This is a genomic window from Streptomyces sp. NPDC004542 (assembly GCF_040610035.1).
Classification (GTDB): Bacteria; Actinomycetota; Actinomycetes; order Streptomycetales; family Streptomycetaceae; genus Streptomyces.
Genome location: NZ_JBEXLP010000010.1, coordinates 1 through 22,272 on the forward strand (window position 1 = coordinate 1; position 22,272 = coordinate 22,272).

At 70.7% G+C, this 22,272-nt stretch carries 17 protein-coding genes and 1 pseudogene; 9 read left to right on the forward strand and 9 right to left on the reverse strand.

Annotation, left to right across the window (positions count from 1 at the left end):
* Positions 1–262 (reverse strand): annotated as a pseudogene (locus ABZX30_RS08570) (DNA helicase RecD); the annotation flags it as partial.
* Between the two features lie 248 nt (positions 263–510).
* Positions 511–1,494 carry an aldo/keto reductase gene (locus tag ABZX30_RS08575; protein ID WP_355930516.1) on the reverse strand — a complete coding sequence of 328 codons (984 nt, stop codon included), beginning with the start codon at positions 1,492–1,494 and terminating at the stop codon, positions 511–513.
* Positions 1,495–1,656: 162 nt separating this feature from the next.
* Between ABZX30_RS08575 and ABZX30_RS08580 the strand changes: the two genes are divergently transcribed.
* Positions 1,657–2,712: an LLM class F420-dependent oxidoreductase gene (locus tag ABZX30_RS08580; RefSeq protein ID WP_355930519.1), complete on the forward strand. Its 1,056-nt coding sequence runs from the start codon at positions 1,657–1,659 to the stop codon at positions 2,710–2,712.
* A 204-nt stretch (positions 2,713–2,916) separates the two neighbouring features.
* Positions 2,917–3,705 carry a ferritin-like domain-containing protein gene (locus ABZX30_RS08585; RefSeq protein WP_355930522.1) on the forward strand — a complete coding sequence of 263 codons (789 nt, stop codon included), beginning with the start codon at positions 2,917–2,919 and terminating at the stop codon, positions 3,703–3,705.
* 9 nt (positions 3,706–3,714) lie between these two features.
* Here the strand turns inward: ABZX30_RS08585 and corA are convergent, their stop codons facing one another.
* On the reverse strand, positions 3,715–4,713 hold the full coding sequence (corA, locus tag ABZX30_RS08590; protein ID WP_355930525.1) for a magnesium/cobalt transporter CorA: 999 nt from the start codon (positions 4,711–4,713) through the stop codon (positions 3,715–3,717).
* Between the two features lie 62 nt (positions 4,714–4,775).
* Here corA and ABZX30_RS08595 point away from each other — a divergent pair, with 62 nt between their 5' ends.
* From ABZX30_RS08595 to mshC, 4 genes are all read left to right on the forward strand, one after another.
* Entirely contained in the window at positions 4,776–5,462 is a 687-nt protein-coding gene (locus tag ABZX30_RS08595; protein ID WP_355930528.1) for a histidine phosphatase family protein, read from the forward strand.
* 91 nt (positions 5,463–5,553) lie between these two features.
* A complete protein-coding gene (locus ABZX30_RS08600; RefSeq protein ID WP_355930531.1) occupies positions 5,554–6,144 on the forward strand; it encodes a DUF3090 domain-containing protein in 591 nt (196 codons plus the stop codon).
* The gene (locus ABZX30_RS08605) at positions 6,108–6,926 is read left to right on the forward strand and encodes an SCO1664 family protein (protein ID WP_355930534.1); all 819 of its coding nucleotides are present in this window, start codon (positions 6,108–6,110) and stop codon (positions 6,924–6,926) included. The genes ABZX30_RS08600 and ABZX30_RS08605 overlap by 37 nt, the downstream gene beginning before the upstream one ends.
* Positions 6,927–7,019: 93 nt before the next feature.
* On the forward strand, positions 7,020–8,249 hold the full coding sequence (mshC, locus tag ABZX30_RS08610; RefSeq protein WP_355930536.1) for a cysteine--1-D-myo-inosityl 2-amino-2-deoxy-alpha-D-glucopyranoside ligase: 1,230 nt from the start codon (positions 7,020–7,022) through the stop codon (positions 8,247–8,249).
* An 81-nt stretch (positions 8,250–8,330) separates the two neighbouring features.
* Here mshC and ABZX30_RS08615 read toward each other — a convergent pair whose 3' ends face one another.
* The 6 genes from ABZX30_RS08615 to ABZX30_RS08640 form a co-directional block, all read right to left on the reverse strand.
* A complete protein-coding gene (locus ABZX30_RS08615; protein WP_355930539.1) occupies positions 8,331–9,311 on the reverse strand; it encodes a PAC2 family protein in 981 nt (326 codons plus the stop codon).
* Positions 9,312–9,446: 135 nt separating this feature from the next.
* The gene (locus ABZX30_RS08620; RefSeq protein ID WP_355930541.1) at positions 9,447–10,118 is read right to left on the reverse strand and encodes a FadR/GntR family transcriptional regulator; all 672 of its coding nucleotides are present in this window, start codon (positions 10,116–10,118) and stop codon (positions 9,447–9,449) included.
* Between the two features lie 192 nt (positions 10,119–10,310).
* Complete coding sequence (locus tag ABZX30_RS08625) at positions 10,311–11,927, reverse strand: glycerol-3-phosphate dehydrogenase/oxidase (RefSeq protein WP_355930544.1); 1,617 nt, start codon at positions 11,925–11,927, stop codon at positions 10,311–10,313.
* 48 nt (positions 11,928–11,975) lie between these two features.
* On the reverse strand, positions 11,976–13,514 hold the full coding sequence (glpK, locus tag ABZX30_RS08630) for a glycerol kinase GlpK (protein ID WP_355930545.1): 1,539 nt from the start codon (positions 13,512–13,514) through the stop codon (positions 11,976–11,978).
* A 92-nt stretch (positions 13,515–13,606) separates the two neighbouring features.
* On the reverse strand, positions 13,607–14,401 hold the full coding sequence (locus ABZX30_RS08635) for an MIP/aquaporin family protein (protein ID WP_355930546.1): 795 nt from the start codon (positions 14,399–14,401) through the stop codon (positions 13,607–13,609).
* A gap of 354 nt (positions 14,402–14,755) precedes the next feature.
* The gene (locus ABZX30_RS08640) at positions 14,756–15,520 is read right to left on the reverse strand and encodes an IclR family transcriptional regulator (protein WP_355930549.1); all 765 of its coding nucleotides are present in this window, start codon (positions 15,518–15,520) and stop codon (positions 14,756–14,758) included.
* 295 nt (positions 15,521–15,815) lie between these two features.
* On the opposite strand from ABZX30_RS08640, the gene metH reads away from it, so the two are divergent.
* The 3 genes from metH (at position 15,816) to ABZX30_RS08655 (ending at position 22,218) form a co-directional block, all read left to right on the forward strand.
* Positions 15,816–19,331 carry a methionine synthase gene (gene metH, locus ABZX30_RS08645; RefSeq protein WP_355930552.1) on the forward strand — a complete coding sequence of 1,172 codons (3,516 nt, stop codon included), beginning with the start codon at positions 15,816–15,818 and terminating at the stop codon, positions 19,329–19,331.
* Between the two features lie 150 nt (positions 19,332–19,481).
* Positions 19,482–20,183, forward strand: a complete 702-nt coding sequence (locus ABZX30_RS08650; protein WP_355930555.1) for an HAD family phosphatase — start codon at positions 19,482–19,484, stop codon at positions 20,181–20,183.
* 430 nt (positions 20,184–20,613) lie between these two features.
* The gene (locus ABZX30_RS08655; protein ID WP_355930557.1) at positions 20,614–22,218 is read left to right on the forward strand and encodes an ABC transporter substrate-binding protein; all 1,605 of its coding nucleotides are present in this window, start codon (positions 20,614–20,616) and stop codon (positions 22,216–22,218) included.
* Positions 22,219–22,272: the final 54 nt, after the last annotated feature.

Genomic DNA, 22,272 nt, shown 5'->3' on the forward strand with positions numbered 1-22,272 from the left:
GCTCCGCGGCCGGCCGCCGTCGCGCCGGCGCCGGCTCGCCGAACACGGTGGCCGCGGGCCTGTCTCCGCCCTCCACCGCCCGTACGGCCGCCAGCAGCTCGGCGGCCTTCCCGCTGAGCTTGGCCCCGCCGGCGACCGGTCCCGCCTTCTCGGCCTTCCGCCGCTCGATCCGCTCCCGCTCGACCCGTTGCGCCGCCAGTTCGGCCTCCGCCTCGGAGACCTGGGACGCGGCCTCCTCGGCGCCCCCGGCATCCCCAGCCACTTCGCCTTCCCCGGCGCCCCCCGCGCCCCCGGTATCCCCAGCCACTTCGCCTTCCCCGGCGCCCCCGGCGTCCTCGGCCGGCTCACCCGCGTCCCGTGCGCCGGTATCGGAGGCGTGGGCCTCCTGGGCCGGGCCGCCTGTCTCTTCGGCTCCTTGGCCGGCCCCGGTCCCGCCCGACGTGCTGTCCGGGTCGCTTCCGGTGTCTCCTGCCGATCCGTCGGAGACCCCCGTGGTCTCCGGGTCCGTGCTCACAGCGTGCTCCAGTCGTGATCGGGATAGCGGTGCACGGGCGCCGACACGTCGTCGAGCGCCCGGCAGATCTCGTCAGGAAGAGTAAGGGCCTCCACTGACAACGCCGCGGTGAGCTGCTGCGCGGTGCGCGCGCCGACGATCGGGGCGGCCACGCCGGGCCGGTCGCGGACCCAGGCGAGGGCGACCTGGAGCGGGGTCACCGCCAGCCCGTCCGCCGCCGTCGTCACCGCCTCCACGATGCGGGTCGCCGTGTCGTCGAGGTACGGCGCGACGAACGGCCCCAGGTGCTCCGAGGCACCCCGCGAGTCCGCCGGGGTGGAGTTCCGGTACTTCCCCGTCAACACGCCGCGCCCGAGCGGGGAGGACGGCAGCAGCCCCACACCGAGGTCGAGCGCGGCCGGCAGCAGTTCGCGCTCGACCCCGCGCTGGAGCAGTGAGTACTCCATCTGGGTGGCCGCCAGCCGGGTCCGCGTCCCCGGTGCCGCGAGCTGCCAGGTCGCCGCCTTCGCCAGCTGCCAGCCGCAGAAGTTGGAGACGCCCGCATAACGGGCACGCCCACTGCTCACCGCCAGGTCCAGAGCCTGGAGCGTCTCCTCCAGCGGGGTGTCCGGGTCGTAGGCGTGGACGTGCCACAGGTCGACGTGGTCCGTGCCGAGGCGGGCCAGGGAGGCGTCGAGGGCGGCGAGCAGGTGACCGCGCGAGCCGTCGAAACGGCGGTCCGGGTCGGGTACGCTCCCCGCCTTCGTCGAGATGATCAGGTCCCGGCGCGGCACCAGCCCTTCCATGAGCTGCCCGAGCAGATACTCGGCCTCCCCGGCGCCGTAGACGTCCGCGGTGTCGACGAGGGTCCCGCCCGCCTCCCAGAACGCCTTCAGCATGTCCGCGGCGTCGTGCTCGTCGGTGTCCCGGCCCCAGGTGAGGGTGCCCAGCCCGATCCGGGACACGCGCAGGCCGGTACGGCCCAGATGCCTCTGCTCCATGCTGGCCGAGATTACTGGCCAGAACTGGTGCCGTGGGGGCCTGTGGATAACCGATTTCCCCTCGGTCGGGGCCCGCGGGCACCCCGTGCCGCCCCATCGTCCGCCCACCCGCGCTAGGGTCGCCCCCACAGGAACGTTACTCATGGGTAAGGGGAGTCGGCCATGCAGCTCGGGATCAACCTCGGCTACTGGGGCGCGGGAATGGACGCGGACAATCTGGCCGTGGCGCAGGAGGCCGACCGGCTCGGCTATGCCGTCTGCTGGGCAGCCGAGGCCTACGGCTCCGACGCGGCCACCGTGCTCTCCTGGGTCGCCGCGCAGACCGAACGCATCGACGTGGGGTCCGCCATCTTCCAGATCCCGGCCCGCCAGCCCGCGATGACCGCGATGACCGCCGCGACGCTCGACTCGCTCTCCGGCGGCCGCTTCCGGCTCGGCCTCGGCGTCTCCGGGCCGCAGGTCTCCGAAGGCTGGTACGGCGTCAAGTTCGACAAGCCGCTGGCGCGGACCCGCGAGTACGTGGAGATCGTACGGAAGGCGATGACCCGCGAGCGGCTGACGTACGAGGGCGAGCACTGGACCCTGCCGCTGCCCGGCGGACCGGGCAAGCCGATCAAGCTGACCGTGCACCCGCAGCGCGAGCACATCCCGCTGTACATCGCCGCCATCGGGCCGAAGAACCTCGAGCAGACCGGAGAGATCGCCGACGGGGCGCTGCTGATCTTCCCGTCCGCCGATCACCTCGAGGAGACCACGATCACGTACCTGCGTGCGGGCCGGGAGAAGGCGGGCAGGACCCTCGACGGCTTCGACGTCTGCCCGACCCTGCCGCTCGCCGTCGGCGAGGACAAGGACGTGCCCCGGCTCGCGGACGTCTTCCGCCCCTACACCGCCCTGTACGTCGGCGGGATGGGCAGCGCGCAGCAGAACTTCTACAACCAGCTCGCGCAGCGCATGGGATACGAGAAGGAGGCCGCCGAGATCCAGGAGAAGTACCTGTCCGGGGACAAGCAGGGCGCCGCGGCGGCGATCCCGCACGACCTCATCGACAGGACCACCCTGCTGGGCTCCGTCGACCGCATCGCCGAACGGATGCAGGCCTACGCCGCCGCCGGCGTGACCACGCTCAGCCTCGCCCCGGCGGGATTCACCCTGGAGGAACGACTCGCCTCCCTGCGCGCCGGCAGCGAGGCCCTGGAACGCGCCGGACTCGCGTAGCGATTTCCCGCGGCCGTGGTGGGGGCTCGGGGTCGTCCCCGCCACGGCCGTCACGAGGAACAACGCGCCCGGGCCCGCGCGGTTACGCTCCCGCCGCGACCCCGATGCTCCTCCTACCGGCCCAGCCGGCCGCCGCAGCTGTTGCGGCACCCGCGATGCCGCAATTGACTCGTTCTCTGCGGAGACCTGCGGAAAGGTGCCCTCATGCTTTCGGCGAAGCGTGTGTTCCAGGAGATCCTCGACGACGACCGCTCCTTCCGGCTCTTCTGCTCCATCGCCGCCGGCGGTGAGGCGCAGGGCGGCTGGGAGAACGGACGGATCGCCGCGCTCGTCCCCGAGGGGGAACAGGCGCTCGCTCCCAAGATCGCACGGCACGGCGCGGACGAGGACAAGCACGGGCGGATCTTCGACGCCCTCCTGCGCAAGCGCGGCCTGCGACCGGTCCCCGTCCCGCCCGAGACCGACTACACCATGCTCCTGGAACGGCGCGGCATCGGCCTCGCCCACGACACGCTCCGGGGAGACGAACCGCTGAGCGTGCCGGACATCATCGTCTACCTGGCGCACAGCCGGGTCACCGAACAGCGCGCCGCCGAGCAGATGCACCTGCTCCGCAGGTACTTCGCCGACCACCCGGAGATCGGCAAGGCCGTCAGCATGATCTCCCGCGACGAGGACGACCACCTCGCCTACACCCACGAGGAGCTGCTGCGCTTCGCGGCCTCCGGATACGGCCGGCTGATCCAGCGCACCCTGCGCGCGTGCGCGCTCGCCGAGATCCGCGTCCACCGGGACGTCAGCCTCGCCGTCATGGCCCACATGGGCCGCATCCTCGGCTGGTCCAGGGCCAGGCGGGCGGTGCTCGCCGCGGGCGTCCGCGTCGCGTACCTCTACGAGCGCGCCGCGGGCTGGCGGCGCATGGTGTCCCTGCGCATGCCCGAGCGCCGCAACCCCCTCGGCGGTCCCGCGACCACCGCCCCGGAGTTCGCCTGAGGCCCCCGGTCACAGCCAGCCGCGCCGCTTGAACAGGCCGTACAGCAGGACTTCCAGAACGGCCATCACCAGGATCACCACCGGGTACGACCACAGCCAGTGCAGCTCGGGCATGTGGTCGAAGTTCATGCCGTAGACCCCCGCGATCATCGTGGGGACCGCCGCCATCGCCGCCCACGCCGAGATCTTCCGCATGTCGTCGTTCTGCCGGACGCCGGTCTGCGCCAGATGGGCCGACAGGATGTCCGAGACCAGCCGGTCCAGGCCCTCCACCGACTCGTTCACCCGCGTGAGGTGGTCCTGCACGTCCCGGAAGAAGGGCCGGGCCCTGTCGTCCACGAAGGGCACCCCGGCCGCGCCCGCCGGGCCGCCGCCGGCCAGCCGCGTCATCGGCAGGGCCAGCGGGCCGGTCGCCCGGCGGAACTCCAGCACCTGACGCTTGAAGGTGTAGATCCGGGAGGCGGTGTTGCGCGAGCCGCCCCGTTCCGGCGAGAACACCTCGGCCTCCAGCTCCTCCAGGTCGGTCTGCAGCTCGGTCGCCACCTCCAGGTAGTGGTCCACGGTGGCGTCGGAGATGGCGTACAGCACCGAGGTCGGCCCCTTCTCCAGCAGCTCCGGCTCCTTCTCCAGCCGGCGCCGCACGGCCGCCAGCGGCGAACCCTCGCCGTGCCGGACGGTCACCACGAAACCGTCCCCGACGAAGATCATCACTTCGCCGCTGGAGACGGCGTCGCTCTCCGGCTCGTAGACGACCGGCTTGAGCACCATGAAGAGCGAGTCGTCGTACACCTCCAGCTTGGGCCGCTGATGGGCGTTCAGGGCGTCCTCGACGGCCAGCGGATGCAGGCCGAACTCCTCGGTCACCCGGTCGAACTCCTTCTCCGACGGCTCGTGCAGCCCGATCCAGACGAACCCGTGAGCCGCCCGCGCCACCGCCAGCGCGTCGGACAGGTCCTCCGGTCCTTCACTGCGGTGCCCGTCCCGGTAGATGGCACAGTCGACGATCAAGAACCCCAACCTCCTGTCACCCGCACCCCGCGCAGCAGCCGCGTGCGCCTACGCTGGTCCGCATGCCCACGCTGATCCTCGTAAGGCACGGACGTTCCACCGCCAACACCGCCGGACTCCTCGCCGGCTGGACGCCCGGCGTCGCCCTGGACGAGCGCGGCGCCGCGCAGGCCGCCGCGCTGCCCGGACGACTCGACGGGCTTCCCCTCTGCGAGATCGTCACCAGCCCGCTGCAGCGCTGCCAGGAGACCGTACAGCCCCTGCTGGACGCCCGGCCCGGGCTGCGCCCGCACACCGACGAGCGGATCGGGGAGTGCCACTACGGCGACTGGTCCGGCCGCAAGCTCGCCGAGCTCAAGGACGAGCCGCTGATGGAGGTGGTGCAGGCGCATCCGTCGGCGGCCGCGTTCCCCGGCGGCGAGTCCATGCGCGCGATGCAGACCCGCGCGGCCGAGGCCGTACGGGAGTGGAACGCGCGCGTGGAGCGCGACCACGGCGCCGACGCCGTGTACCTCATGTGCTCGCACGGCGACGTCATCAAGTCTCTCGTCGCGGACGCGCTCGGCCTGCATCTCGACCTCTTCCAGCGGATCTCCGTGGAACCGTGTTCCATCACCGCGATCCGTTACACCCGCCTCAGGCCGTTTCTCGTCCGGCTCGGAGACACCGGGGACTTCGCCTCCCTCGCGCCGCGCGAGGAACCTCCGGGGGATGACGCACCGGTGGGGGGCGGTGCGGGCGCACCGTGATCGTCGGGCGCAGTAGGGTGAAGCGTCGCGTTCGCACACACCCCCCTGCGCACCCTCCCGATTCGCACTCTCGATCCAATGGAGACAGGACGTGTCCCGTCAGGTGTTCCTCTACGACCCACCGGACCGCTTCGTGGCCGGCACGGTGGGGCTGCCCGGGCGCCGTACGTTCTTCCTCCAGGCCTCCGCCGGCCCCCGGGTGACCAGCGTGGCCCTGGAGAAGACCCAGGTCGCCGCGCTCGCCGAGCGCATGGACGAACTCCTCGACGAGGTCGTGCGCCGCAGCGGCGGCCAGGCCCCGGTCCCCGCGGTGGCCCCCTCCGAGGTCGCCGACACCGCCCCGCTGGAGACCCCCATCGAGGAGGAGTTCCGCGTCGGCACCATGGCGCTGGCCTGGGACGGCGAGGAACAGCGGATGATCGTCGAGGCCCAGGCCCTGGTGGAACTGGACGCCGACTCCGAGGAGGACCTCGCGGAGGCCGAGGAGCGGCTGCTCCAGGACGAGGAGAACGGCCCCCCGATGCTGCGGGTCCGGCTCACCGGCGCGCAGGCCAGGGCCTTCGCCAAGCGCGCCCTCGACGTCGTGAACGCCGGGCGGCCGCCGTGCCCGCTGTGCAGCCTCCCGCTCGACCCGGAAGGACACGTATGTCCGCGCCAGAACGGATACCGCCGCGGAGCGTGACCGGCACCGCCCTCCTGGCCGAGGGCGAGCTGACCGTACGCGGACGCATCCGCGACGCCTCCAACGCGGCCCTGTACTGCACGGTGGCCCTCGACGGCCAGGAGACCGCCTGCGTGTACAAGCCGGTCGCCGGGGAACGCCCGCTGTGGGACTTCCCCGACGGCACCCTCGCCGAGCGTGAGGTGGCGGCGTACGAGGTCTCCGAGGCGACCGGCTGGGGCCTCGTCCCGCCCACCGTGCTGCGCGAGGGACCCTACGGCGAAGGGATGGTCCAGCTGTGGGTGGACGCCGCCCCCGACGCCGAACTCCTCGCCCTGGTGGACGGCGAGGAGCCCGAACCGGGCTGGAAGGCCATCGGTTTCGCCGAGGTCGGCGAGGGACGGACCGCGCTGCTCGTGCACGCCGACGACGAGCGGCTGCGGCGCCTCGCCGTGCTGGACGCCGTGATCAACAACGCCGACCGCAAGGGCGGCCACCTGCTGCCCGCCCCCGACGGACGGCTGTTCGGGATCGACCACGGGGTCACCTTCAACGTGGAGAACAAGCTGCGGACGCTGCTGTGGGGCTGGGCGGGCGAGCCCCTCACCGCCGAAGCCGTCGGCGTCCTCAAGGGCCTCAAGGACGCCATGGCCGACGGCGGGACCCTGGGAGCCCGCCTGGCCGGGCTCGTCACGGCCGCCGAACTGGACGCCACGCGCGCGCGGGTCGACGCGTTGCTCACCTCCGGCAGGCACCCGGAGCCGAGCGGCGACTGGCCGGCGATTCCCTGGCCGCCGGTGTGAGCACACCGGGGACCGGAACGCAAGATCGCCTTTCCGGCCGTCCGGCCTGGTCCGGTTCGTTCAGGTCACTCGCGGGCGGTTAGGCTCATGTACATGCATGCCTGGCCCGCTTCCGAGGTCCCCGCCCTGCCCGGTCAGGGTCGCGACCTGAGGATCCACGACACCGCGACCGGTGGTCTCGTCACCCTTGACCCCGGTCCCGTCGCCCGTCTCTACGTCTGCGGCATCACCCCGTACGACGCCACGCACATGGGGCACGCGGCGACCTACAACGCGTTCGACCTGGTGCAACGCGTGTGGCTCGACACCAAGCGGCAGGTTCACTACGTCCAGAACGTCACCGACGTCGACGACCCGCTGCTGGAGCGGGCCGAGCGGGACGGCGTCGACTGGACCGCCCTCGCCGAGCAGGAGACGGCCCTCTTCCGCGAGGACATGACCGCGCTCAGGATGCTCCCGCCGCGGCACTACATAGGCGCCGTCGAGGCGATACCCGGCATCGTTCCGCTCGTGGAGCGGCTGCGCGACCTGGGCGCGGCCTACGACCTCGAGGGCGACATCTACTTCTCCGTCGAGGCCGACCCGCACTTCGGTGAGGTCTCGAACCTCGACGCCGAGGCCATGCGGCTGCTGTCCGCCGAGCGCGGCGGCGACCCCGACCGGCCCGGCAAGAAGAACCCGCTCGACCCGGTGCTGTGGCTGGCCGCCCGCGAGGGCGAGCCCAGCTGGGACGGCGGCTCGCTGGGCCGCGGCCGGCCCGGCTGGCACATCGAGTGCGTCGCCATCGCCCTGGACCACCTCGGCATGGGCTTCGACGTCCAGGGTGGCGGCTCCGACCTGGCCTTCCCGCACCACGAGATGGGCGCCTCGCACGCCCAGGTGCTCACCGGCGAGTTCCCCATGGCGAAGGCGTACGTCCACGCGGGCATGGTCGCCCTGGACGGCGAGAAGATGTCGAAGTCCAAGGGCAACCTGGTCTTCGTCTCCCAGCTGCGGCGCGACGGAGTCGACCCCGCCGCCATCCGGCTCGCCCTCCTCGCCCACCACTACCGTTCCGACTGGGAGTGGACCGGCCAGGTACTGGCGGACGCCCAGGCCCGGCTCGGCCGGTGGCGCGCCGCCGTGTCCCGGCCCGACGGACCGCCCGCCGAGACGCTCGTCGAGGAGATCCGGGAGGCCCTCGCCGGCGACCTCGACTCGCCGGCCGCCCTGGCCGCCGTCGACCGGTGGGCCGCGCTCCAGCAGGAGCGGGGCGGCACCGACACCGGCGCCCCCGGCGTCGTGACCCGGGCGGTGGACGCGCTGCTGGGCGTGGCCCTGTAGCCGGCCGGGCCGCCGGGCCGTCGCACGGCGAAGGGGCGGTACGCACCGTGCGTACCGCCCCTTGTGCGCTCTTTCCGCGCGTCAGTCCTCCGACGAGTCGTCGTCCTCGGTGTTCGGCTTGGGCGGCTTCGGCGGCCGGGTGCGGCCGCCGGGGTTGTCCCTCAGGTACGAGGAAGGCGACCCGTCCCCGCCGTCGGCCGTCGCGTGCCCGCCGGGCGGACTGACGTCCCGGCGCCGCAGATACCGCTCGAACTCACGGGCGATCGCCTCGCCCGACGCCTCCGGCAGCTCGGCGGTGTCCCGGGCCTCCTCCAGCGTCTGCACGTATTCGGCCACCTCGCTGTCCTCGGCGGCCAGCTGGTCCACGCCCACCTGCCAGGCACGCGCGTCCTCCGGCAGCTCACCCAGCGGGATGCGCAGGTCGAGCAGGTCCTCCAGACGGTTCAGCAGGGCCAGCGTCGCCTTAGGGTTGGGCGGCTGCGACACATAGTGCGGGACGGCCGCCCACAGCGACACCGCCGGGACACCGGCGTGCGTGCAGGCCTCCTGGAGAACACCGACGATCCCCGTCGGCCCCTCGTACTTGGTCTCCTCCAGGTCCATCCGGCGGGCCAGGTCCGCGTCGGAGGTGACCCCGCTGACCGGGACCGGACGCGTGTGCGGGGTGTCACCGAGCAGCGCGCCCAGGACGACCACCAGCTCCACACCCAGCTCGTGCGCGAAGCCCAGCAGCTCATTGCAGAACGAGCGCCAGCGCATGGAGGGTTCGATGCCGCGGACCAGCACCAGGTCGCGTGGCTTGTCCCCGCCGACCCGCACCACCGACAATCTTGTCGTCGGCCAGGTGATCTTGCGCACTCCGCCGTCCATGAACACCGTGGGCCGGTTCACCTGGAAGTCGTAGTAGTCCTCGGCGTCCAGCGCCGCGAACACCTCACCCTTCCACTCCCTCTCCAGATGCGCGACCGCGGTCGAGGCGGCGTCGCCGGCATCGTTCCAGCCCTCGAACGCGGCCACCATGACCGGGTCGATCAGCTCGGGAACCCCCTCGAGCTCGATCACCCAGCGCCTCCTTCCGACGTGCCCTCGCGTACGTCCCAACCTTACGGCGTCCGACGGGGGCGCCCGCAGCCCCCTTGCGCGGGGTGATGAACGGATCACTGCCCCGATCGGCGCCTTTGAACACCCCGGCCGGACTCACAGCGTGGACCGCAACCACTGCTCCACGCTCGCGATGTGCACCGTCGCCCAGGAGCGGGCCGCGTCCGCGTCCCGGTCCCGCAGGGCCGACAGGATCGCCCGGTGTTCGCGCAGCGTGTGGCCGACCGCGTCCTCCTGGGTCAGTCCACGCCAGATCCGGGCCCGGGTGGTCGGCCCCGACAGGCTGTCCAGGAGCGAGCACAGCACCGAGTTGCCCGAGCCGCGCACGATGCCCCGGTGGAACTCCAGGTCGCAGGCGACGAGTTCCTCCACCGAGGGCTCGGTGCCCAGGTCGTCCAACTGCGCGCTGAGCGCGTCCAGTTGCTGCTCGCTGATCCGCGAGGCGGCCATCGCCGTGGCGGCCGGCTCCAGGATCCGGCGCACCGCCAGGAACTCCAGGACCGTGTCGTCGCGGTGGAAGTCGACGACGAAACTCAGCGCCTCCAGCAGCAGTTGGGGATCCAGGCTGGTGACGTAGGTCCCGTCGCCCTGCCGCACGTCCAGGATCCGGATCAGCGACAGCGCCCGCACGGCCTCCCGCAGGGAGTTGCGCGACAGCCCCAGCTCGGCGGCGAGCTCGCTCTCCTTCGGCAACCGGTCGCCGGGCCGCAGCGCACCGGAGACGATCATTTCCTTGATCTTCTCGATCGCCTCGTCGGTGACCGCCATGGCGGGCCTCCCTGTCGCTCAGACCTCCGATGTGTCAGCACATTATGCGGGCGGACCCATCCGCTCCGGGGGCGCGGCGGACACCCGCGCGCGGGGCGGCTCCACCGGCGTGGAGCCGCCCCTGACGGTCCCGGCCCCGGTCGGGGAGGTAGCCGGGCTGCATCGAACACCGCGCACCGCTTCTGCCGCGGCCTACTTCTTGTCGAGCAGGTCCTGCACCTTCAGGCGCACCTCGTCCGTGGCCAGACCGCGGATCGTCAGCGTCGTACGGCGGCGCAGCACGTCGTCCGGCGTCTCGGCCCACTCGTGGTCGCGGGCGTAGACGACCTGCGCCCAGATCTCCGGGGCGTCCGGGTGGACGCGCTCGGCCAGCTCCGGATCGTCGTTGGCCAGCCGGGCGATGTCGAAGGCCAGCGAGCCGTAGTGGGTGGCCAGGTGCCTGGCGGTGTCGGCGGCCATGCGCGGGCCCGGCGCCGGGTGGTCCACCAGCAGGCGGTGGGCCACCGCGCGCGGGTTCGCCACACCCGGCAGCGGCAGCTTCTTCGGCAGGGAGGAGATCGGCTCGAAGTCGTCGCCCAGCGGCTGCCCCGGCAGCGCCTCCAGCTTGCGCATCACCGTACGGCCGATGTGCCGGAAGGTCGTCCACTTGCCGCCCGCGACGGACAGCATGCCACCCCTGCCCTCGGTGACGACGGTCTCGCGCTTCGCCTTCGCGGTGTCGCCCGGCCCGCCCGGCAGCACCCGCAGTCCGGCGAAGGCATAGGTGATCAGGTCACGGCTGAGCTGCTGGTCCCGGACGGAGAACGCAGCCTCGTCCAGGATCTGGGCTATGTCCTTGTCGTTGACCGCGACGTCCGCCGGGTCGCCCTCGTACTCCTCGTCGGTGGTGCCGAGCAGCAGCATGTCCTCCCAGGGGAGGGCGAAGGTGATGCGGTACTTGTCGATCGGCGTGGCGAGCGCGGCCTTCCAGGGGGAGGTGCGCTTGAGGACCAGGTGCGCGCCCTTCGACAGGCGGATGGACGGCGCCGCGTTCGGGTCCTCCATCCTGCGCAGGTGGTCGACCCACGGGCCGGTCGCGTTCAGCACGAGGCGGGCGTTGACGCCGAACTCGTCACCGGAGACGCGGTCGCGCAGCTCGGCGCCCGTCACCCGGCCCCTGGTGAAACGCAGGCCGGTGACCTCGGCGTGGTTGAGGACGGCCGCGCCCGCGTCGACGGCCGCGCGGACCGTCATCAGCGCCATGCGGGAGTCGTTCATCTGGTCGTCGCCGTACACGGCCACGGCCTTGAGGTTCTCGGTGCGCAGCTCGGGCACGTCCTGCGCGGCCTTCGACGGGCTCAGCAGGTGGCCGACGCCGTCACCGAAGGCGGAGAGCGCGGAGTAGGCGAACACGCCCGCGCCGAGCTTCGCCGCGCCGTGCGGCCCGCCCTTGTACACGGGGAGGTAGAAGGTGAGCGGGTTCGCCAGGTGGGGGGCCACCTGGCGGGAGACCGCACGGCGCTCGAAGTGGTTCTCCGCCACCAGCTTCACCGCACCGGTCTGCAGGTAGCGCAGACCGCCGTGGAGCAGCTTGGAGGAGGCGGAGGAGGTGGCGCCGGCGAAGTCGCCGGCGTCGACCAGTGCCACCCTGAGGCCGGACTGCGCGGCGTGCCAGGCGGTGGAGATGCCCAGGATGCCGCCGCCGATCACGAGAAGGTCGTACGACGCCTTGGAGAGCTGCTCCCTGGTCTCGGCGCGGCTCGGGAGGGAGCCGGAGGCCGGGTGCGTCCCCAGGGCAGGTACGGACTGCAGGGTGGACTGACTGGTCATTTCGGGTACTTACTCCTCGTCAGAACTGTCCGAGCTGTCGTGAACCGCTCAGCTCTCGTCCTCGATCCAGCCCATGGTCCGGTCGACGGCCTTGAGCCAGTTCTTGTACTCACGGTCGCGGGTGTCCGCGTCCATCTGGGGGGTCCACTCGGCGGCCCGACGCCAGTTGGCGCGCAGTTCGTCCGTGCTGGACCAGAAGCCGACGGCCAGGCCGGCGGCGTAGGCGGCGCCGAGGCAGGTGGTCTCGGCCACCATCGGGCGCACCACCGGTGCGTCCAGGACGTCGGCGAGGGTCTGCATCAGCAGGTTGTTGGAGGTCATGCCGCCGTCGACCTTCAGGGCCACCAGCTCGTCGCCGGAGTCCTTGACCATGGCGTCGGCGATCTCGCGGGTCTGCCAGGCGGTCGCCTCCAGGACCGCGCGGGCGAGGTGCGCCTTGGTGACGTACCGGGTCAGGCCGGCGATCACACCGCGGGCGTCGGAGCGCCAGTGCGGGGCGAACAGGCCGGAGAAGGCCGGTACGAAGTAGGCGCCGCCGTTGTCCTCGACCGAGAGCGCGAGCGTCTCGATCTCGGCCGCGGTGGAGATCAGGCCCATCTGGTCGCGCATCCACTGCACCAGCGAGCCGGTGACGGCGATCGAGCCCTCCAGCGCGTACACGGTCGGCTGGTCGCCGATCTTGTAGCCGACCGTGGTCAGCAGGCCCGCATAGGAGTTGATGATCTTGTCACCGGTGTTCATCACCATGAAGGTGCCGGTGCCGTAGGTGGACTTGGTCTCGCCCTCGGAGAAGCAGGTCTGGCCGAACAGGGCCGCCTGCTGGTCGCCGAGCGCGGAGGCGACCGGGATGCCGCCGAGGAGGTCGCCGAGTCTGCCGCCGGTCACCTCGCCGTAGACCTCGGCGGAGGAGCGGATCTCCGGCAGGATCTGCAGCGGCACGCCGATGGACTCGGCGATCCTCGGGTCCCACTGCATCGTGTGCAGGTTCATGAGAAGCGTGCGGGAGGCGTTGGTGACGTCGGTGACGTGCTTTCCTCCGTCGACACCGCCGGTCAGGTTCCAGATGACCCAGGAGTCCATGGTGCCGAAGAGGATGTCGCCCGCCTCGGCGCGCTCCTTGAGGCCCTCGACGTTGTCGAGCAGCCAGCGGGCCTTGGGACCGGCGAAGTACGAGGCCAGCGGCAGGCCGGTCTCGCGGCGGAAGCGGTCCTGGCCGACGTTGCGGCCGAGTTCCCGGCACAGGGCGTCGGTGCGGGTGTCCTGCCAGACGATCGCGTTGTGTACGGGCTCACCGGTGTTCTTGTCCCACAGCACGGTGGTCTCGCGCTGGTTGGTGATCCCGATGGCCTTGATGTCGTCCCGGGTGATGCCGGCCTTCTGGACGGCTCCGGCGACGACCTCCTGGACGTTGGTCCAGATCTCGTTCGCGTCGTGCTCGACCCAGCCCGGCTTCGGGAAGATCTGCTCGTGCTCCTTCTGGTCGACGGAGACGATGCGGCCGTCCCGGTCGAAGACGATGCAGCGCGAGGAGGTCGTGCCCTGGTCGATGGCGGCGATGAACGGGCCTGCGGTGTGAGCGTCGGTCACTGTGTGCTCCTGAGGAATCCGTGGTTGAGGGGCGTTACGTACGGCGCGTGCTCGTCGGCCGTGCCGGGTCGCCGGTGAGCGGCCCGTACTCGTCAGGCGAAGGCGACGTTGTAGATGCCTGCGGCGATCGCGCCGCCGATCAGCGGACCGACCACCGGGATCCAGGCGTAGCCCCAGTCGGAACCGCCCTTGTTGGGCAGGGGCAGGAGGGCGTGCACGATGCGCGGACCGAGGTCACGGGCGGGGTTGATCGCGTAGCCCGTGGGTCCGCCGAGGGACAGGCCGATGGAGACGACCACCAGCGCGGTGATCAGCGCGCCCAGGGTGCCCAGGCCGTTGCCCTTGTCGTTCAGGCCCTGCGTGAGGACGGCGAGTACCAGCACGACGGTGCCGATGATCTCCGTGGCGAGGTTCTGCACCGCGTTCCGGATCTCCGGACCGGTGGAGAAGACGCCCAGGACCGGGCCGGCGCCCTGCTCCTGAGCTTCGACGGCCTTGGCCGCCGTGGCCTGCGCGCCCGGACCGCCGACGATCTCCTTGTCGGTGAGGTGCGCGCGGAACTGCCCGTAGTAGGCCACCCAGACCAGCGTCGCGCCGATCATGGCGCCGAGCAGCTGACCGCCCCAGTAGGTGGGGAGGTTGCTGAAGTCCTTGTCCTTGATCGCGAGTGCGAGGGTCACGGCCGGGTTCAGGTGGGCGCCGGAAAGCGGCGCCGAGGTGTAGACGGCCGTCAGAACGGCGAAACCCCACCCGAAGGTGATGGCGAGCCAACCGGCGTTACGGGCCTTCGAGGCCTTCAGCGTCACAGCGGCGCACACGCCACCGCCGAGCAGGATGAGTATGGCGGTACCGATGGTCTCGCCGATGAAGATGTCGGAGCTGGACAACCGCGACTCCTTTGTCCTTCGTCCAGGGAAGCCGAACCCCGGGTCCCTCCGGGGGTTCAGCGCCCTCAGGGGTGAGAGCGATGCCGGCCCTTGGCGTTGTCACACTCTAGCGCGTATTGCCGGTAGGTGTTCGACAATGCCGACCGATGGACGGGAGTCTTGCTTCAGCCTCAGGCGCGCGTCAAGAGTTCTGTTATCGAAAATGCGATCGTTATTGATCGCTGTGGGTTATCTGTCTACGGGCGCGGGAAGCGCGGGTACGCCTGTTATGTCCCCTTCAGGGTAGGGCGACGGCCGGAACGCCGCCCGGCGTTCCGGTTCGTATCTCCTCGTCCGTCCCTCGCCCGGATGCCCTCAGAACCGCCCGGCGCCCAGGTCCCGTGACACCGCGCGGGCACAGTCCCGCACCGCGGCGATCAGCTCGGGCCGCAGCTCCCCGTCGCGGCACAGCCGCTCCACGGCGCCGGTGATCCCCACCGCGCCCACCGGCATCCGCCGCCGGTCGTGGATGGGCGCGGCCACCGAGGCCACGCCCTCCCAGGTCTCCTCCACGTCGGCGGCGTAGCCCCGCGCGCGCGTGAGGTCGAGGATGTGCTCGAAGTCGGCCCACTCGCACGTCGTGCGGTCCGTGAAGGCCTTCCGGTCGGCCTCCAGCGCCTCGCTGTGCGCGACCGGGTCGTACGCCGACAGCACCTTGCCCAGGGCCGTGGAGTGCAGCGGCTGCATGGCCCCGATCTCCAGGACCTGACGGCTGTCGTCGGGCCGGAAGACGTGGTGCACGATCAGGACGCCCTGCTGATGGAGCACCCCGAGGTAGACGCTCTCCCCGCTGGAACGGGCCAGGTCGTCGGTCCACACCAGGGCGCGCGCCCGCAGTTCGTGCACGTCCAGGTACGTGGTGCCCAGACGGAGCAGCTCCGCGCCCAGCTGGTAGCGCCCGGAGGCGTCGTCCTGCTCCACGAAACCCTCCTGCTGGAGGGTGCGCAGGATGCCGTGGGCGGTGCCCTTGGCGAGGCCCAGCGAGGAGGCGATGTCCGACAGGCCGAGCCGTCGCTCGCCGCCCGCGAGCAGCCGCAGCATCGCGGCCGCCCGTTCGAGCGACTGGATGTTCCGTGCCATCGCCGTACTGCCTCCGTCCCCTTCGTCTGTCGCCGCGTCCATCGCCGTGCACGCGTCGCTGACGCCGTTCGGCAATGCCGAACACTACCGGTCCATGACGACCGACCGCTAATGGTCGGTCCGTACTTGTTACGTCACATGTGGCCCGGACGTGGCGCGCAGGCCGTACTCGTCCGCCTCGTGGACGCCATGCCCATCCAAGCCCACTCCCGGTTACGCTGGCGCCGTGCGTCTTCCCCGGGCCCGCCCGGAAAGCCGCATAGCCGACAGCCGTCGCATCTCAGGGAGCCCCTACATGGCCTCGTCGCCGCTGACCCCTTCCACCGACAGCCGGGCCCGCGTGTCCGCGCTCCGAGAGGCACTCGCCACCCGCGTGGTGGTCGCCGACGGAGCCATGGGCACGATGCTCCAGGCGCAGGATCCGACACTCGAGGACTTCGAGAACCTCGAGGGCTGCAACGAGATCCTCAACCTCACCCGCCCGGACATCGTCCGTTCGGTCCACGAGGCGTACTTCGCCGTGGGCGTGGACTGCGTGGAGACCAACACCTTCGGCGCGAACCTCACCGCCCTGGGCGAGTACGACATCCCCGAGCGCGTCGCCGAACTGTCGGAGGCCGGCGCCCGCATCGCGCGCGAGGTCGCCGACGACTTCGGCGCGCGCGACGGCCGGCAGCGGTGGGTGCTGGGGTCAATGGGCCCCGGCACGAAGCTGCCCACCCTCGGTCACACCACCTTCGATGTCATCCGTGACGCCTACCAGCAGAACGCCGAGGGCCTGCTCGCGGGCGGCGCCGACGCCCTGCTCGTGGAGACCACGCAGGACCTGCTGCAGACCAAGGCCTCCGTCATCGCCGCCCGCCGTGCCATGCGCACCGCCGGCTACGAAGTGCCGCTGATCGTGTCGGTGACCGTGGAGACGACCGGCACCATGCTGCTGGGCTCGGAGATCGGCGCGGCCCTTACGGCGCTGGAGCCGCTGGGCATCGACATGATCGGCCTGAACTGTGCCACCGGCCCGGCCGAAATGAGCGAGCACCTGCGCTACCTGGCCCGCCACTCACGCATCCCGCTGTCCTGCATGCCGAACGCGGGCCTGCCCGAGCTGACCAAGGACGGCGCTCACTACCCGTTGACGGCTCCGGAACTCGCGGACGCCCACGGCACCTTCGTACGGGAGTACAGCCTCTCGCTGGTCGGCGGCTGCTGCGGCACCACCCCCGAGCACCTGCGCCAGGTCGTCGAACGGGTCCGCGACGTCACTCCGCACGAACGCGCACCGCAGCCCGAGCCGGGCGCCGCCTCGCTCTACCAGTCCGTCCCGTTCCGGCAGGACACCTCCTACCTGGCGATCGGTGAGCGGACCAACGCCAACGGGTCGAAGAAGTTCCGCGAGGCCATGCTCGAGGGCCGCTGGGACGACTGCGTGGAGATGGTGCGGGAGCAGATCCGCGAGGGCGCGCACATGCTCGACCTGTGCGTGGACTACGTCGGCCGGGACGGTGTCGCCGACATGGAGGAACTGGCGGGCCGCTTCGCCACCGCCTCCACCCTGCCGATCGTGCTGGACTCCACCGAGGTCGACGTCATCCAGGCGGGCCTGGAGAAGCTGGGCGGACGCGCGGTCATCAACTCCGTCAACTACGAGGACGGCGACGGTCCCGAGTCACGCTTCGCCAGGGTCACCCGGCTGGCCGCGGAACACGGCGCCGCGCTCATCGCGCTGACCATCGACGAGGAGGGCCAGGCCCGTACCCCGGAGAAGAAGGTCGAGATCGCCGAGCGGCTGATCGCGGACCTGACAGGGAACTGGGGCATCCGCGAGGAGGACATCCTGATCGACACCCTGACCTTCACCATCTGTACCGGTCAGGAGGAGTCCCGCAAGGACGGTCTCGCCACGATCGAGGCGATCCGTGAGCTGAAGCGACGCCACCCGGCCGTACAGACCACCCTCGGCCTGTCGAACATCTCCTTCGGGCTCAACCCGGCCGCCCGGATCCTGCTGAACTCCGTCTTCCTCGACGAATGCGTCAAGGCGGGTCTGGACTCGGCGATCGTGCACGCGTCGAAGATCCTGCCGATCGCCCGGTTCGACGAGGAGCAGGTCAACACGGCCCTCGACCTCATCCACGACCGCCGCGCCGAAGGCTACGACCCGCTCCAGAAGCTGATGCAGCTCTTCGAGGGCGCCACCGCCAAGTCCCTGAAGGCGGGCAAGGCGGAGGAGCTGGCCGCCCTCCCGCTGGAGGAGCGCCTCAAGCGCCGCATCATCGACGGCGAGCGCAACGGCCTGGAGGCCGACCTCGACGAAGCCCTCCTGACCCGGCCCGCCCTGGACATCGTCAACGAGACCCTGCTGGACGGCATGAAGGTGGTCGGTGAGCTGTTCGGCTCCGGCCAGATGCAGCTGCCGTTCGTGCTGCAGTCCGCCGAGGTGATGAAGGCCGCCGTCGCCCACCTCGAGCCGCACATGGAGAAGTCGGACGCCGAGGGCAAGGGCACCATCGTCCTGGCCACGGTGCGCGGTGACGTCCACGACATCGGCAAGAACCTGGTGGACATCATCCTGTCCAACAACGGCTACAACGTGGTCAACCTGGGCATCAAGCAGCCCGTCTCGGCGATCCTGGAGGCGGCCGAGGAACACCGCGCCGACGTGATCGGCATGTCCGGGCTGCTGGTGAAGTCCACGGTGATCATGAAGGAGAACCTGGAGGAGCTCAACCAGCGCGGCCTGGCCGCCAGCTACCCCGTCATCCTCGGCGGTGCGGCCCTCACCCGGGCCTATGTGGAGCAGGATCTCCACGAGATCTACCAGGGCGAGGTCCGCTACGCCCGGGACGCCTTCGAGGGCCTGCACCTGATGGACGCGCTCATCGGGGTGAAGCGGGGGGTGCCGGGGGCGAAGCTGCCGGAGCTCAGGCAGCGCCGGGTACGGGCGGCGGCCGGCGTCGAGGTCGAGGAGCGGCCCGAGGAAGGGCACGTCCGCTCCGACGTCGCCACCGACAACCCCGTGCCCGTCCCGCCGTTCTGGGACACCCGGGTGATCAAGGGGATCCAGCTCAAGGAGTACGCGAGCTGGCTGGACGAGGGCGCGTTGTTCAAGGGCCAGTGGGGCCTGAAGCAGGCCCGCACCGGTGACGGCCCGACGTACGAGGAGCTCGCCGAGACCGAGGGCCGCCCGCGCCTGCGCGGCCTGCTGGACCGGCTCCAGACGGAGAACCTGCTGGAAGCCGCGGTCGTCTACGGCTACTTCCCGTGCGTCTCCAAGGACGACGACCTCATCATCCTCGACGAACAGGGCAACGAGCGCACCCGGTTCACCTTCCCGCGCCAGCGGCGCGGCCGGCGGCTGTGCCTGGCCGACTTCTTCCGCCCGGAGGAGTCGGGCCAGACGGACGTGGTGGGCCTGCAGGTGGTCACCGTCGGTTCCCGGATCGGAACGGAGACCGCCAAACTGTTCGCATCCAACTCCTACCGTGACTACCTCGAACTCCACGGGCTCTCCGTCCAGTTGGCCGAAGCCCTCGCCGAGTACTGGCACGCCCGCGTCCGTGCGGAACTGGGCTTCGCCGGGGAGGACCCGAGCGGCATCGAGGAGATGTTCGCGCTCAAGTACCGCGGCGCCCGCTTCTCCCTCGGCTACGGCGCCTGCCCCAACCTGGAGGACCGCGCCAAGATCGCCGAGCTCCTCAAGCCGGAGCGCATCGGGGTGCACCTGTCCGAGGAGTTCCAGCTGCACCCCGAACAGTCCACGGACGCGATCGTGATCCACCACCCCGAAGCCAAGTACTTCAACGCCCGCTGAGCCGTCCGAGGGGCCCGGCCCGCCCGGGACGACGGGCCCCGAGCGGTGAACGAGGCGTTTCATCAGCGAGAGTCGTAGACTGGTCGATCCACCGCAGGCCGGTTCCCGTACGGGAACCGGCCTGATCGCCCCTTCAGGAGGTGTGCCTCGATGACCAGCACGGTCCCCGCGCTCGGAACCCGTACGGCGGAAGGCTCAGCCCTCCAGGCGGTGCTGCTCGACATGGACGGCACCCTGGTGGACACCGAGGGCTTCTGGTGGGACGTCGAAGTGGAGGTCTTCGCCCGGCTGGGCCACACCCTCGACGACTCCTGGCGCCACGTCGTCGTCGGCGGGCCCATGACCCGCAGCGCGGGCTTCCTCATCGAGGCCACCGGCGCCGACATCACCCTCGCCGAGCTCAGCGTGCTGCTGAACGACGGATTCGAGGACCGCATCGGGCGTACCCTGCCGCTGATGCCGGGCGCGGCCAGACTCCTCGCGGAGCTGTACGAGCAGCGGATCCCGACGGCCCTGGTCTCCGCCTCGCACCGCCGTATCATCGACCGGGTGCTCGCCTCGCTCGGGCCCCACCACTTCTCCCTGTCCATCGCCGGCGACGAGGTGCCGCGCACCAAGCCGCACCCCGACCCCTACCTGCTCGCGGCCGCCCGACTGGACGCGGACCCGGTCAGATGCGCGGTCGTCGAGGACACCGCGACCGGCGTCGCGGCGGCCGAGGCCGCGGGCTGCCAGGTGGTCGCGGTGCCGTCGGTCGCCTCCATCTCCCCGGCCGCCCGGCGGACCGTCGTGACCTCCCTGGAGGAGGTCGACCTGGCATTTCTGCGCGGTTTGATGACGGAAATGCGCTAGCCGTTCACCCAGCGTGGGCCCTCCATTGGGCACAATCCCACGGTGCTACATCCGAGCGCGGACGGTGATATTCGAGCGGGCCGCGCGACCGGATTTCACCACTGAACAACCCGGACGGAACTATGACGTTCGTCACCCCCCTGAGGCTCGACAATCGTGTTGACCTGTGCGGGTCACCCCCGTTCGGGGGCGGTCCGCGCGTCCTTGTGTCCCGATTCATGGAACGCTGCACTAATCCTGCCACTGTCGGGTTTTCGGTGTGTCCGCGCCCGGTTTCACTGCGTGATGGGAACTCAACTCCGGCGGCTGTGAACCCTCCTGCGGACGCGGACTAATCTCGTCGCGAGAACATCGCCCTTATCCCGTGATCCGCCGCAACACCCATGCATGCCGGGTACACGGATTCAAACAGCCCTGGAGAAACCCGAGCATGAACCGCAAGACTTTGGTGCTTCCGGCCGTGGCCGGCCTGCTCGCGCCGGTCCTCGCCGCGTGCGGCGGAGACAACAGCGGGAGCAAGAGCGGCGACGCGATCGTTGTCGGCACCACGGACCGGTTCACGGCCACCAAGGACGCGCCGGCCCCGCTCGACCCGGCCTACGCCTACGACGTCGGCACCTGGAACATCCTGCGCCAGACCGTGCAGACCCTGATGATCCAGCCCAAGGGCGAAGGCGACCCCGTACCCGAGGCCGCCGAGAGCTGTGGTTTCACCGACACCGGCAACGAGCGCTACGCCTGCAAGCTGCGCGAGGGCCTGAAGTTCGCCAACGGCGACGCCATCACCGCCGCGGACGTGAAGTACTCGATCGAGCGTGCGATGCGCATCAAGGCCGACAGCGGTGTGTTCGCCCTGCTGTCGACCATCGACACCGTCGAGACGCAGGGCGACCGCGAGGTGATCTTCCACCTCAAGACCGCGGACGCCACCTTCCCGTACAAGCTGTCCACCCCGGTCGCGGGCATCGTGAACCCCGACGACTACGCCAAGGACAAGCTGCGCGACGGCTTCGAGCTGGACGGCTCCGGCCCCTACACCTTCTCGGCGGACGTCAAGGACAACGCCATCGACAGCATGACCTTCAGCAAGAACCCCAACTACAAGGGCAGTCTGAAGGTAAGCAACGACAAGGTGCAGATGCGCTCCTTCGACGACGCCGACGCCATGGGCGCCGCGATCGACAAGGGTGACATCGACGTCATGACCCGCACCATGTCCCCGGCCCAGATCAACAAGCTCGACGCCGGCGCCGACGAGAACGCCGACCTCGTCGAGATGCCGGGTCTGGAGATCCGCTACCTCGCCTTCAACACCGACGCCCCCACGGTGAAGACCAAGGCGGTCCGCCAGGCCATGGCCCAGCTCATCAACCGCGGCGAACTGGTCTCCAAGGTCTATGGCTCCCAGGCCGAGCCGCTGTACTCGCTGGTCCCGGCCACCCTGACCGGACACTCCAACTCGTTCTTCAACAAGTACGGCGACCCCAGTGCCGCCAAGGCCAAGTCGCTGCTGGCCAAGGCCGGCATCACCACCCCGGTGAAGCTGACCCTGCACTACACGACCGACCACTACGGCCCCGCCACCAAGCAGGAGTTCGAGATCCTGCAGAAGCAGCTCAACCACAGCGGCCTGTTCGACGTCAGCATCCAGGGCTCGCCCTGGGACACCTTCCGGGGCGCCGAGCAGAAGGGCAAGTACGACGTCTACGGCATGGGCTGGTTCCCGGACTTCCCGGACGCCGACAACTTCCTCGCGCCGTTCCTCGACAAGGACAACACTCTCGGCTCGCCGTACGCCAACACCTCCATCCGCACCACCCTGATCCCGCAGTCCCGTCGCGAGGCCGACCGGCTCACCGCCTCCAAGAGCCTGACGGCGATCCAGGACATCGTTGCCGATGACGTCCCGATCCTGCCGCTGTGGCAGGGCAAGCAGTACGTCGCCGCGCGGAACGACATCACGGGCACCTCCTACGCCCTGAACTCCTCCTCGTCGCTCCAGCTGTGGGAGCTCGGTCGCGGCGTGGGCAACTGACGCCCTCGGCCGGCGGCCGGCCGCCGGCACACGAAGGGCGCCCCCTCCCTCGGG

Coding starts and splice junctions, on each gene's coding strand:
- ABZX30_RS08575 (WP_355930516.1), bottom strand. CDS start 1,494: ATGGAGCAGAGGCATCTGGGCCGTACCGGCCTGCGCGTGTCCCGGATC.
- ABZX30_RS08580 (WP_355930519.1), top strand. CDS start 1,657: ATGCAGCTCGGGATCAACCTCGGCTACTGGGGCGCGGGAATGGACGCG.
- ABZX30_RS08585 (WP_355930522.1), top strand. CDS start 2,917: ATGCTTTCGGCGAAGCGTGTGTTCCAGGAGATCCTCGACGACGACCGC.
- ABZX30_RS08595 (WP_355930528.1), top strand. CDS start 4,776: ATGCCCACGCTGATCCTCGTAAGGCACGGACGTTCCACCGCCAACACC.
- ABZX30_RS08605 (WP_355930534.1), top strand. CDS start 6,108: ATGTCCGCGCCAGAACGGATACCGCCGCGGAGCGTGACCGGCACCGCC.
- mshC (WP_355930536.1), top strand. CDS start 7,020: ATGCATGCCTGGCCCGCTTCCGAGGTCCCCGCCCTGCCCGGTCAGGGT.
- ABZX30_RS08620 (WP_355930541.1), bottom strand. CDS start 10,118: ATGGCGGTCACCGACGAGGCGATCGAGAAGATCAAGGAAATGATCGTC.
- ABZX30_RS08625 (WP_355930544.1), bottom strand. CDS start 11,927: ATGACCAGTCAGTCCACCCTGCAGTCCGTACCTGCCCTGGGGACGCAC.
- ABZX30_RS08640 (WP_355930549.1), bottom strand. CDS start 15,520: ATGGCACGGAACATCCAGTCGCTCGAACGGGCGGCCGCGATGCTGCGG.
- metH (WP_355930552.1), top strand. CDS start 15,816: ATGGCCTCGTCGCCGCTGACCCCTTCCACCGACAGCCGGGCCCGCGTG.
- ABZX30_RS08650 (WP_355930555.1), top strand. CDS start 19,482: ATGACCAGCACGGTCCCCGCGCTCGGAACCCGTACGGCGGAAGGCTCA.
- ABZX30_RS08655 (WP_355930557.1), top strand. CDS start 20,614: ATGAACCGCAAGACTTTGGTGCTTCCGGCCGTGGCCGGCCTGCTCGCG.